The organism is Ruegeria sp. CI5, assembly GCF_056536885.1.
The window spans coordinates 1,385,379-1,397,890 of record NZ_JBQFQN010000001.1; the positions used below are offsets into that span (position 1 = coordinate 1,385,379).

Below are 12,512 nucleotides of genomic sequence, written 5' to 3' on the forward strand. Positions count from 1 at the left end.
TTGCGTATTCGGCGCACATATAGACTTTTGCGGGGCAAAGGATCAAGACACCCGCTTGCTCGTGCAGTCAGCGCGTTTATGGTGGCCCAATGACGACAGATCAGATCATTCTCTTTGCACTCTTTATTACGGTATTCGGTCTGCTGCTTTGGGGGCGGTTCCGCTATGACCTTGTGGCGTTTGCCGCCTTGATGGTCGGCGTGATCCTGGGCGTTGTTCCGGTTGACAAAGCCTTTGCAGGGTTCGGCCATCCGGCCACGATCATCGTGGCGCTGGTGCTTGTGGTCTCGGCCGGGTTGGTGCGGTCGGGTGCGGTGTTCCTGATCACCCGCACGCTGGTCGATGCCTCGCGGGGCCTGGGCGCGCATATCGCACTGATGGGCGGGATCGGAGCCGTACTATCCGCCTTCATGAACAACGTGGCGGCGCTTGCGCTGTTGATGCCTGTCGACATTCAGACCGCGCGAAAGGCGGGGCGTTCAGTTGGGCTGACGCTGATGCCGCTGAGCTTTGCAACCATTCTGGGCGGCATGGCCACGTTGATCGGCACACCGCCCAACATCATCATCGCGTCGATCCGACAGGAAACCCTGGGCGAGCCGTTCCACATGTTCGATTTCGCCCCGGTTGGTGGGCTGGCGGCCATCGCAGGTCTGGCCTTCGTCGCCCTGATCGGCTGGCGACTGATCCCCAACCGCGGCGAACAGACCGAGAGTTCGGAAACGCTGGCGGAATATATCGCTGAACTGACAATCCCGGCTGAGTCTCCCCATATCGGCAAGCGCGTCGCCGAGCTGGACGAGGTCGCCGAGAAATCCGACGTCGCCATCATCGGCCTGATCCGGGACGGCAAGCGCCGCTATGGCCGCGCGGCAAACGCGATCCTTCAGGAAGGCGACGCGCTGGTGCTGGAAGCCAGCCCCGAGGCGCTGGACGAATTCCGTGCCGCGCTGAACCTGGATTTCTCGGATGCCCGCCGGCAAGAGCTGCTGACCGCGGCCGGCGACGGGTTGGAGGTGATCGAAGTCGTCGTACCCGAAAGCGCTCGCATCAATGGCCGAACGGCACAGGGGCTGGGGCTGGCCTGGCGGCAGAACACGATCCTGATGGGCATTTCCCGCCAGGGCCGGCGCATCACCCAACAGGTCCGCAAGACCGAGGTACAGCCGGGCGACATCCTGCTGTTGCTGTGCCCGCGCGACCGGGGCGCGGACGTGACCGAGTGGCTCGGCTGCCTGCCTCTGGCCCAGCGCGGCCTGAACGTGACCGCGAATGACAAGGCGTGGCTGGCGATCGGCTTGTTCGCCGCTGCCGTTCTGGCCGCCAGCATCGGCCTGATCTACCTGCCGATCGCGCTGGGGCTTGTGGTGATCGCTTATGTGCTGACCAAGATCATCCCGATCACCGAGATCTACAATCAGATCGAATGGCCGGTCGTGGTCCTGCTGGGCTCGATGATCCCGCTGGGCAGCGCGCTGGAAAGCTCGGGCGGGACGGAACTGATCGCGAACGCGCTGGTCCAACTGACCGACGGCCTGCCGGCATGGGCCATCCTGACGGTTCTGATGGTCGTGACCATGACGCTGTCGGACGTGCTGAACAACACAGCAACCGCCATCGTGGCCGCGCCGGTGGGCATCCAGATGGCGCGCACGCTAGAGGTTTCACCCGATCCGTTCCTGATGACGGTGGCGGTGGCCGCCTCGGCGGCGTTCCTCACCCCGATCGGGCACAAAAACAATACGCTGGTGCTGGGGCCCGGCGGCTATCGTTTTGGCGACTATTGGCGTATGGGCCTGCCGCTGGAAATTCTGATCGTGGCGGTTTCGGTCCCGGCGATCCTCGTGTTCTGGCCGCTGTGAGGGCTTGCGTGACTGCCGGACCGCGCGCTAAGGGCAGCGCATGAAACGCTTTCTGATCCTGCAGCTGCGCCCCGAGACCGACGCCTCGGACGCCGAATATGCCTCGATCCTGAACCGGTCCGGGCTGACACCCGAGCGTACCCACCGCATCCGACTGGATTGCGAGGCCCTGCCCGAAGGTCTTGACGTGACCGACTATGCCGGCGTGATCGTAGGCGGCGGGCCGGGCTGCGTCAGCGACGATCCGGCCAGCAAATCGCCGATGGATGCCCGGATCGAGGGCGCGATCATGGGACTGATGCCGCAGATCACGGCGCACGATCATCCCTTCATGGGCTGCTGTTACGGCCTGGGCATTCTGGCCGCGCACCTGGGCGCGCCGGTCAGCAAGGACCGCTATGGCGAGCCGGTCGGCCCGTCGCGCTGCCACCTGACCGAGGATGGCGCCCGCGACCCGCTGACCGCCGGGCTCGAGCCCGACTTCGATGCCTTCGTCGGTCACAAAGAGGCAGTGCAGGCCCTGCCCGCGGGCTGCGTGCATCTGGTCGCGTCAGACCCCTGCCCGTTCCAGATGATCCGCTGGGGCCAGAATGTCTATGCCACGCAGTTCCACCCCGAAGCCGACGCCAAGGACTTTGAACAGCGCATCCACATCTACAAGGACCACGGCTATTTCCGTCCCGAGGACGCCCAGCCGCTGATCGACCGCTGCCATGCCGCCGAGGTCACGCAGCCCGGCGAAATCTTGCGCCGTTTCGCCCAGCGCTTCGGGTGACCCAACGGCGCGGTTGCCTGACCGGGGACCGCGCGCTTAGGTTGGACCGAAACGACTTTGGGAGGGGTTGTTTTGGATCTTCTGATAAACGTGGGCCTGCCGGTTTCGCTGGCTATCATCATGCTGTCTCTGGGCATCGGGCTTGAGGTGGCGGATTTCCGGCGCGTAATCAGCCGGCGCTATCCGTTTGCGATCGGCGCGGTCTGCCAGGTCGTTCTGCTGCCGGTCGCGGCCTTCGTCACGGTCAAGCTGTTCGCGCTGCCGCCAGCGATTGCGGTCGGGTTCATGCTGCTCAGCTTTTGCCCGGGCGGTGTCACCAGCAACATTCTGTCGAAACTGGCGAAGGCCGATGTGGCGCTGTCGGTCAGCCTGACGGCGGTGATCAGCCTGTTGTCGATCGTCACGGTGCCGGTTCTGGCGGCCTGGTCGATCGACCACTTCATGGCCGAGGACGCGCCCGAGGTATCGATCAGCGGTTTGGCGCTGGCGATGTTCCTGATCACCACGCTGCCCGTCGCCATCGGCGTTGGCTTGCGCCATTTTGCAACTGGTTTCGCCGACAGGATCGAAGGCACTCTTTCGAAACTGGCCACCATCCTGTTCGTGCTGATCGTGATCGCCGCGCTGGCTGGAAACTGGCAACTGTTCGTCGACAATCTGGGCATCATGGGCGCCGGGCTGATCTCGCTGAACCTCGCGCTGCTGCTGATCGGATTGGGGCTGGCGCGGGCGGCGAAACTGTCGTGGAATGAGGCCAAGACCATCTCGATCGAAACCGGCATCCAGAACTCGACCCTGGGCATCACGCTGGCGGCCCTGATCACCGGAACCGAAAGCGGCTTCAGCCCGCTGGCCCTGCCCTCGGCCGTCTACGGGATCACCATGTACGCCGTCGCGATCCCCTTCATCGCCTGGTACCGCAACCGCTGAAAGGACAGAGCATGACCGAAAACACTGCTGATGCGATCGTCGTGGGCGGCGGGCTGGCCGGGCTGGCCGCGGCGGCCGAGCTGGGTGACCGCGGCAAAAAGGTGATCGTGCTGGATCAGGAGCCCGAGCATTTCTTGGGCGGTCAGGCCTTCTGGAGCCTGGGCGGCCTGTTCATGGTCGACACGCCTGAGCAGCGCCGCATGGGTGTCCGCGACAGCCGCGACCTGGCCCTGCGCGACTGGATGGGCAGCGCCCAGTTCGACCGGGACGAGGACGCCTGGCCCCGCAAATGGGCCGAGGCCTATGTCGAATTCGCCGCCGGCGAGATGCGCCCCTGGCTGCACCAGATGGGCCTGCGCTGGTTTCCCGTGGTCGGCTGGGCGGAACGCGGCGGGTCCTATGCCGACGGTCACGGCAACTCGGTCCCGCGGTTTCACATCACCTGGGGCACCGGCCCGGGCGTGCTGGAGCATTTCATCCGCCGGGTCCGCGACCATGTCAGCGCCGGCCTGATCCAGCTGAAGTTCCGCCATCAGGTCAGCCACATCATCATGCAGAACGGCGAGGCCAAGGGCGTCTCGGGTGAGGTTCTGGCCGATGACGCGGCCCAGCGCGGCGGCAAGACCAACCGCGACGAAGTGGGCGAGTTCGAGGTCTATGCCCCATCGGTCATCGTCACTTCGGGCGGGATCGGTGGCAATTTCGAGATGGTGCGCCAGAGTTGGCCCCGCGACCGCTTGGGCGAACCGCCCAAGGACATGGTGGCGGGTGTGCCCTTCCATGTGGACGGTCGGATGATCGCGATCAGTGAAAAGGCCGGCGGGCAAGTCATCAACGGCGACCGCATGTGGCACTACACCGAAGGCGTGCGCAACTGGGACCCGATCTGGCCCGCGCATGGTATCCGCATCCTGCCCGGCCCCAGCTCCATGTGGTTCGACGCTCGCGGCAACCGGCTGCAGCCCCCCTGCCTGCCCGGGTTCGACACGCTGGGGACCCTGCGCGAGATCCTGAAAACCGGCTATGAATACAGTTGGTTCGTTCTGACCCAGAAGGTCATCAAGAAGGAATTCGCCCTGTCCGGGTCTGAACAGAACCCCGATTTCACCTCGGGCAGTTGGAAGGAGGTCATCCGCCAGCGGGTCCTTTCGGGGTCGAAGGCCACCGGGCCGGTCGAAGCGTTCAAGGAAAAGGGCGAGGATTTCGTCGTCGCCAACACGCTGACCGAATTGGTGAACGGGATGAACCATCTGGGCGGCGGTCTGATCGACGAGGCACATCTGCGCGCCCAGATCGAAGCCCGCGATTCACAGGTGGACAATCCGTTCTCGAAAGATGCGCAGATGATGGCGATCCTGGCGGCGCGGAACTATCGCGGAGACAAGCTGATCCGCACTGCCAAACCGCACAAGTTCCTCGATCCGAAAAACGGCCCGCTGATCGCGGTCAAGCTGCATGTGCTGACCCGCAAGACGCTGGGCGGTTTGCAGACCAATCTGGACAGTCAGATGATCGGAGCGGACGGCCAGGTGGTGCCCGGCCTGTTCGCGGCCGGAGAGGTCGCGGGGTTCGGCGGCGGCGGCTACCACGGGTACAACGCGCTCGAGGGCACGTTCCTGGGCGGATGCATCTTCTCGGGCCGCAATGCCGGGCGGTCGAGGGCCGTCGCCTGACGGCCCTTGGGCATTATTGGTCGCGGCGGAACTGCAGAACCGGTTCACCTGCCGCATCGAGCAGAACCAGAGTGTCCCCGCGCTGAACAAAGCTTGCGACCTTTGGCAGAGCAGCAAGGAATTCCCGCTCAACCTCGTCCAGCGGCGGCGGGCAGGCCATCAGGGTGGCGGCCATGTTGTCGGGGAAGGAAATCGACTTGCCCGATATCTCGGCCTGTCCGCTGAACCGGTTGCAGCCGCCCGTTCCCCCAAAGGCTCCGCCCTCGGCAAAGGTAATCTGCGGGCGTTTCTCGGTCTCCAGCGCAAAGCCGTTCACCTCGGTTGCGGTCCATTGCGTGTTCTCAAGCATCGCCGCACCCCGTTCCTGCACCTTGACCATGACCAGATCGACCGAGTTTCCGGCGTCGTTGGTCAGAACCGGGTAAGCGGTATCGGTGGTGAACAGCAGTTTGCCGTCCTGATGCACCGAGGCCCGAACCACATAGCGGTGCCGATCCTGAATCAACGCGTCGTCATAAGTCAGCTCGAACTGTGCAGGCACGCCCGTCAAAGCATAGCGTTGCGCAGCCAGCGTGACGGCTGGCGCGTCAGCCAGTGAAACGTCCTGCAGTTCGACGAACAGGGTTGCCCCGGGCGGAACCGCGATCCGTTCGCGATATGTGGCTGTTCCCTCGACGGTCCCCGCCTGGGCGGCGCCCCACACGGCTGCCCACAACGCGGTTCCTGCCAGCAGGCTTTTTGCGGTTTGCATTGTCCGATCCCTTTGTCACCAGTTTCCAGCACAAAAGATCGGGACATCAGCGCGTTTTACAAGGTTTTTCAGTTCCAAGCGGCAAATTCGTGCCGGAGATCAAAGCGGCCAGAGGAACGGGATGATCAGCGAAGCCAGCAATCCAACCGTCAGGTTCAGCGGAATCCCGACCTTCATGAAGTCCGTGAACCGGTACCCACCGGGGCCGTACACCATCATGTTGGTCTGATACCCGATCGGTGTGGCGAACGAGGCCGAGGCCGCGACCATCACTGCCACCACCAGCGGGCGGGGGTCCACCCCCACAGCCTGCGCCAGACCGATGGCGATCGGCGTGACGACAACCGCCACGGCGTTGTTCGAGACCAGTTCCGTCAGGACGGAGGTCAGCAGATAGATGGCCCAGACGATCAGGAACGGCGGCAGGTTGGCAAAAGACGGAGCAATCGCGTTGGCGATCAGCGTGACCGCACCCGAGCTGTCCAATGCAGCCCCGATGGCCAGCATGGCAAAGATCAGCGCCAGCAGACGGCCTTCGACAAAAGAAAACGCCTCGTCCGCGTCGATGCATCGCGTCAGCAGCACAACCGCAACCGCCAGAATCGACAGCAGGAAAATCGGAGCCACGCCGAGCGCCGCCAACACCACGATCCCAATCAGCGCAGCAATCGCGATCGGAGCATGACCCCGCCGGAAGGCGCGGGCCGACGGCTGGGTGACGTCGACCATGTCCATGTCGGCAGCCAGTTTGCTGATATCGGCCGGCGAGCCTTCGAGCAGCAGCGTATCACCGACCCGGACGACCAGATCGTCCAGTTGCCCCCCGATATTCTGATTGCGCCGGTGCACGGCCAAGACGTAAACCCCATAGCGACGACGCAGCCGCAACGCACCCAATGTGCGCCCGACCATGCGACAACCGGGGGTGATCAGAACCTCAACCGTGCGTGTTTCGACCGCCGAAACCTGATCAACGCGTTTTAGTTCCTTGTTGCTTTGCAGGCTCAGCAGCTCGGTCATTTCCGTGCGCAACACCACGCGGTCACCGACCTTCAGTTCGACCCCTTTCAGGTTCCGCCGCAATGACTCGTCGCCGCGGATCACGTCGATGAGCCGCACGCCCGGACGTTTGAACAGCTGCACGCCGGTCACTTCACGGCCAATCAGGTTGCTGTCGGGCGGAATGACCGCCTCGGTGAAGAATTTCATCTTCGACCGATCGCTGAGCATGGTTGCCATGCTGTCACGTTCGGGCAGAAGGCGCGGCGCGATGAAGCGCAGGTAAATCATACCGTAAATGACAAGAATGATGCCCAACGGCGTGACCTCGAAAATCGTGAAGGCCGGCAGGCCCTGTGCCCTGGCCACACCATCGACCAACAGGTTCGTCGAGGTTCCGATCAGGGTCAGCGTCCCGCCGAGAATCGCAGCGTAGCTGAGCGGGATCAGCAGCTTCGACGCTGAAATATTCAGCGTGCGGGCAATCTGGATGAACACCGGGATCATCACGACGACGACGGGCGTGTTCGACACGACCGCCGAGGCCAGGACGACAAATGCCATCAGCAAACCGATGGCAATGCGCGGGTTGACCTGCGCCTGTTTCTGCGCCGTCGCTGTAAAGGCGTGCAGGGCACCAGTCCGGACGAGGGCGCCCATGATGATGAACATCGCCGCGATGGTCCAGGGCGCCGGGTTCGACAGAACCGCCAGTGCGCTTTGGTAGGGAAGCACGCCGGTGACCAGCATCACCGAAACGCCGCCTATGGCAACGACCTCGGTCGGATAGACCTCGCGCATGAACATGATGAACATGCCCGCAACAACCGCCAGCGCAAGTATCGCGCTGCCCATATCTGACAATTGAAGGAGTTGCATTCGTGGTGTTCTGTCCGAAACCTGTCCCGGCCCAAGCGCCTGAGGGTCAGTTTCACGTATTGCAGGCCGCAGAGCAAGCCTGACGTGCGTTCACGGTGCTGCCTGCTGCAGGCGCCCGCCAACCCGGACCATGCTGATCGTCTTGGCTTGCCCGTCACGGTCATCAGTTTCTACGAAAACGCCGCTTAGCGTCGCTTCGCCATTGGCCGGGGTGAACCGAGCCTTGGGCATCCCCGTGATGAAGCGGCGCATCGGCTCCTGCTTGTCCATTCCGATTACCGAGTCATAGTCGCCGCACATGCCCGCATCGGTCAGGTAAGCGGTGCCGCCGGGCAGGATCTGGGCATCGGCGGTCGGGACATGGGTATGGGTTCCCACGACGAGGCTGGCGCGTCCGTCGCAATAGTGGCCCATGGCCATCTTCTCCGAAGTCGCCTCGCAATGCATGTCCACGATGATGGCCTGCGCCTGACCGCCCCGCGGGTGGGACTTCAGGATCGGTTCCACCGCAGAGAACGGATCGTCGAACGGCCGTTTCATGAACACCTGTCCCAGAACCTGAACCACCAGTACCTTGCGTCCGCCCGGCGCGGTGAACAGTCGGTGTCCGCGACCCGGAGCACCCTTGGCGAAATTCACAGGGCGCACGATCCGGGGTTCGCGTTCGATGAACTGCAGCATGTCTTTCTGGTCGAAAGCGTGGTCGCCCAACGTCAGACAATCTGCGCCCGACTCCAGCAGCAGCTTGGCATGATCGCCGGTCAGCCCCATGCCGTTCGAAGCATTCTCGCCATTGACCACCACGAAATCCAGCCGCCACTCGTCGCGCAAACGGGGCAGATGCTGTTGAACGGCGGCGCGCCCCGCGCGCCCCATGACGTCACCTAGGAACAAGATTCTCATATCGCGGTCCTAGGCCCTGCAAACGGCAATAACAAGGCGGAACGATGCAATTCGCGGGCCGCATGCGGGTTGAATTCCGGAGGAAACCTGCAATTCTGACGCAACCGGTTTTTCACTTGGAGATTTCGATGAAACGCATAGTCCTGACCGCAGCTGTCTCTCTCGCTATCTCGGGCAGCTTTGCCCACGCGACGACCAAGACGACAATGGCAAATCCGGCCGCGACCTTCTGCATCGAAAACGGCGGCGAATATCAGATCCGCAAGAACACCGATGGATCGGAATACGGCGTGTGCATCCTTGAGGATGGAACCGAGGTTGATGCCTGGGACTATCTGCGGAGCCACTTTGAGAACTGACGCCTAAAACGTCAGGACCCTGGTCTCGGTAACGATCATGTCCAGCGGCTGGTCCGTCGGTTCCAGCGGCAAGGCTTCGGCCTCTTGGGCGTCGAAGGCGAAACCGATGGCCAATGTGGGACGTTTGGCGCGCAGCCCTTCAAGCGTGCGGTCATAAAACCCGCCCCCATAGCCCAATCGCCCGCCTTGCGGATCGAATGCCACAAGGGGCACGATCAGGATTTCAGGATCAAAATAGTCGTCCGTTTCCGGCACCTTGGCGCCAAATGGTCCATCTTTCAGCGGCCCTTCGGGTGTCCAGCGCGAAAACCGCAGAGGCCGTCCGGCGCCCTGGATGACCGGAACACCCACGGGACCATAGGCTGCGGCCTCGGCCATGGCGGGCAGCGGGTCGATTTCGGTGCGGATCGGCATGTAGCCAGACAGGGGAACGCCACGAAATCCGGCCAGCACCTCGGACAGGCGGCCCGCGGCGGCCGGCGGCCCCGCGTCGAAGGCCGCTTTGCGTCGGGCAAAGGCAGCCTTGCGCGCTGCGGCCTTGATTTCAGTCAGATCGGTCACAGCAGCACCACGCTTGCAAGCCCTAGAAAGATGAAGAACCCCATTACATCCGTCGTGGTCGTAACGAAGGTTCCCGAGGCCAATGCCGGGTCTACACCCAGGCGATCCAGCACCACCGGTACTACCGTACCCGCGAACCCGGCGATGATCATGTTCACGACCAAGGCGGAACCGATCACGACACCCAGCAGCGGGGATTCAAACCACATCATCCCCACCGTCCCCAGAACGATGGCGAAACACAGTCCGTTCAACATGCCCACCAGCAATTCTCGGCGGATGACCCGCGCCACGTTCGAGCCCGTCAGGTCGCGGGTCGCCAACGCGCGCACGGCAACGGTCAGAGACTGTGTTCCGGCGTTACCACCCATCGAGGCAACGATGGGCATCAGAATCGCCAACGCCACGATCTGCTCGATTGCCGCCTCGAACTGTGAAATCACCAGCGAGGCACAAATGGCGGTGCACAGGTTGACCGTCAGCCAGGGCAAACGACGACGACTGGTTGCTGCAACACTGTCTGAAATCGAGCTGTCATCACTGACACCTGCCAGTCGCAGCATGTCTTCCTCGATTTCTTCATCCAGAACGGCCATCGCGTCGTCAATCGTGATGACCCCGACCAGCCGTTTGTCACTGTCCACCACCGGCGCGGAAATCAGGTGGTATTGGTTGAATGCATAGGCAACGTCTTCTTCATCCTGATCGACCGGGATGATGTGGAACTCGTCCTCGGCGATGTCCAGCAACTTGGTATCGCGCCGCGCGGCCATCAACTTGCCCAACATGACTTGCGCCACCGGCTTCAGCCGCGGATCGACCAGAACAACGTGATAAAACTGCTCGGGCAGATCGTCCTGCGAGCGCATGTAGTCGATCGCCTGCCCGACCGTCCAATGATCGGGAGCCATGACCACTTCGCGCTGCATCAGACGGCCTGCCGAGTTCTCGGGATAGGCCAGCGCCTGCAGGGCAGCGATCCGTTCCGAGGCCTCAAGGGCCTCCAGCACCGCTTCCTGCTGCGGCTCCTCCAGATCCTCCAGAAGGTCCACGACATCGTCGCTTTCCATCTCGCGGACCGCTTCGGCCAGAACGTCGGGCCGCAGAACTCCAATGACCTCTTCGCGGACGGATTCGTCCAGTTCAGACAGAATGTCCCCATCGAATTCCCGGTCATACAGGCGGATCAGCCGCGCCCGATCATAGGGGTTGATCTGTTCCAGAAGGTCGGCAATGTCGGCCGCGTGCAGCGGCTCCATCAGCTCGATCAGCTTCTCGCGATCCTCGACATCGACGGCGTAAAGGATTGCGGCAACCGTTCGCCGGTCCAGCGCATAGACGTCATCATCGCGGGAGGGGTCGGTTTTGTTGTCTTCGGTGCCGGTCGTCATGCGCTGCCCCTTGTTCTGGGAATTGGCCCCTAAATAGAAGAAGCAGCTACCGGAAAACAATGACAATGGTGCGATTTACCCGCATCTTTCACATCCCTATGCTGCAAGCCGGATTCACCAAGGCGGAGATCACGGCGGATGGCGCAAAAGACGCTTCTGACAGGGCGCGTACTGAGTTTCGAACACTCCCCCTTCGAAACGCAACCGGATCAGGCGGTCCGGCTGCACGAAGCCGTTCTGATCGAGGGCGGGAAAATCCAGGAGTTGGGAAGTACCGCTGACCTGCAAACCGCGCACCCCGAGGCCGCCATTCATCATCATGGTAATAACCTGATCCTGGCTGGTTTTGTCGACCCCCATGTCCACTACCCCCAGACGGCGATGATCGCGAGTTGGGGCAAACGGCTGATTGATTGGCTGAACACCTACACCTTTCCCGAAGAGATGAAGTTCGGTGATGCAGACTACGCTGCCGAGATTTCGAACCGGTATCTTGACCTGACCGCCGCACACGGCACCACGACCATGTGCAGTTTCTGCACCATTCATCCTGAAAGCGTCGATGCCTTTTTCACGGCCGCTCAGCAACGCGGTCAGCGTGTCGTGGCCGGCAAGACCTGCATGGACCGCAACGCGCCCGACGGTCTTCGGGACACGGCCCAAACAGCCTATGACCAGTCCAAGGCTCTGATCGAAAAATGGCAAGGTGTCGACCGGATAGCCTATGCGATCACGCCGCGGTTTTCCCCGACCTCGACCCGCGAACAGCTTGAGGCAATGGGCGCGCTGTGGGCAGAACACCCGGACTGCCTCATGCAGACGCATCTCAGCGAGCAGACGGACGAAATCGAATGGGTTCGGGCGCTGTTCCCCGAGGCGCGTGACTACCTGGACACCTATGAAAAATTCGGACTGCTCGGCGCGAATGGCCTCTATGGCCACGTGATCCATCTGGAACCGCGCGAGCGAGACCGCCTGCGTGAGGTCGATGCGTCGCTGATCCATTGCCCCACCTCGAACACTTTCATCGGTTCGGGTCTGTTCGATTTGCACGGGCTGATGCGGGATGGCCATCGTATCGGCCTGGCAACCGACACCGGCGGCGGGTCCAGCTTTTCCATGTTGCGGACCATGGCGGCCGCCTATGAAATCGGCCAATTGCGCGGACATCCGCTGCACCCGGCGCAACTGCTGTGGCTGGGCACCGCAGGCTCGGCCCGGTCGCTGCGGATGGACGACCGCATCGGCAATATCGCCCTCGGAATGGAGGCGGACCTGATCGTGCTCGACCTCGCCTCGACCCCCGCGATTGCCCAGCGAGAAGCCAATGCCGAGTCCCTTTGGGAGGCGGTGTTCCCGACAATCATGATGGGCGACGACCGCGCCATCGCCGATGTGTGGATCGGCGGACGGCGCGTTTCGACCTGAA

General features: G+C 62.7%; 11 protein-coding genes. 6 read left to right on the forward strand and 5 right to left on the reverse strand.

Features of this window, described 5'->3' with window-relative positions:
• Positions 1 to 89: 89 nt before the first annotated feature.
• From ACR0BA_RS06860 to ACR0BA_RS06875, 4 genes are all read left to right on the forward strand, one after another.
• A complete protein-coding gene (locus ACR0BA_RS06860; protein WP_170365637.1) occupies positions 90 to 1,862 on the forward strand; it encodes an SLC13 family permease in 1,773 nt (590 codons plus the stop codon).
• Between the two features lie 40 nt (positions 1,863 to 1,902).
• Positions 1,903 to 2,637 carry a glutamine amidotransferase gene (locus ACR0BA_RS06865; RefSeq protein WP_480727043.1) on the forward strand — a complete coding sequence of 245 codons (735 nt, stop codon included), beginning with the start codon at positions 1,903 to 1,905 and terminating at the stop codon, positions 2,635 to 2,637.
• Positions 2,638 to 2,709: 72 nt separating this feature from the next.
• Entirely contained in the window at positions 2,710 to 3,567 is an 858-nt protein-coding gene (locus ACR0BA_RS06870; protein WP_480727044.1) for a bile acid:sodium symporter family protein, read from the forward strand.
• 11 nt (positions 3,568 to 3,578) lie between these two features.
• Positions 3,579 to 5,240, forward strand: coding sequence for an FAD-binding dehydrogenase (locus tag ACR0BA_RS06875; RefSeq protein ID WP_170390962.1), 1,662 nt, complete (start codon positions 3,579 to 3,581; stop codon positions 5,238 to 5,240).
• A gap of 13 nt (positions 5,241 to 5,253) precedes the next feature.
• On the opposite strand, the gene ACR0BA_RS06880 is transcribed toward ACR0BA_RS06875, so the two are convergent.
• From ACR0BA_RS06880 to ACR0BA_RS06890, 3 genes are all read right to left on the reverse strand, one after another.
• Positions 5,254 to 5,991: a YbaY family lipoprotein gene (locus tag ACR0BA_RS06880; protein ID WP_480727046.1), complete on the reverse strand. Its 738-nt coding sequence runs from the start codon at positions 5,989 to 5,991 to the stop codon at positions 5,254 to 5,256.
• Between the two features lie 99 nt (positions 5,992 to 6,090).
• Positions 6,091 to 7,869, reverse strand: a complete 1,779-nt coding sequence (locus tag ACR0BA_RS06885) for an SLC13 family permease (RefSeq protein ID WP_170365626.1) — start codon at positions 7,867 to 7,869, stop codon at positions 6,091 to 6,093.
• 90 nt (positions 7,870 to 7,959) lie between these two features.
• Entirely contained in the window at positions 7,960 to 8,772 is an 813-nt protein-coding gene (locus ACR0BA_RS06890; RefSeq protein ID WP_170357221.1) for a TIGR00282 family metallophosphoesterase, read from the reverse strand.
• A 128-nt stretch (positions 8,773 to 8,900) separates the two neighbouring features.
• Between ACR0BA_RS06890 and ACR0BA_RS06895 the strand changes: the two genes are divergently transcribed.
• Positions 8,901 to 9,131, forward strand: coding sequence for a putative hemolysin (locus tag ACR0BA_RS06895; protein WP_093965053.1), 231 nt, complete (start codon positions 8,901 to 8,903; stop codon positions 9,129 to 9,131).
• Between the two features lie 3 nt (positions 9,132 to 9,134).
• Here the strand turns inward: ACR0BA_RS06895 and ACR0BA_RS06900 are convergent, their stop codons facing one another.
• Complete coding sequence (locus tag ACR0BA_RS06900) at positions 9,135 to 9,692, reverse strand: 5-formyltetrahydrofolate cyclo-ligase (protein WP_093964760.1); 558 nt, start codon at positions 9,690 to 9,692, stop codon at positions 9,135 to 9,137.
• Positions 9,689 to 11,083 (reverse strand): magnesium transporter, encoded by a 1,395-nt coding sequence (gene mgtE, locus ACR0BA_RS06905; protein ID WP_480727048.1) that lies wholly within the window; start codon positions 11,081 to 11,083, stop codon positions 9,689 to 9,691. Before mgtE ends, ACR0BA_RS06900 begins: the two co-directional genes overlap by 4 nt.
• A gap of 138 nt (positions 11,084 to 11,221) precedes the next feature.
• Here mgtE and guaD point away from each other — a divergent pair, with 138 nt between their 5' ends.
• Complete coding sequence (guaD, locus tag ACR0BA_RS06910) at positions 11,222 to 12,511, forward strand: guanine deaminase (protein WP_480727049.1); 1,290 nt, start codon at positions 11,222 to 11,224, stop codon at positions 12,509 to 12,511.
• Position 12,512: the final 1 nt, after the last annotated feature.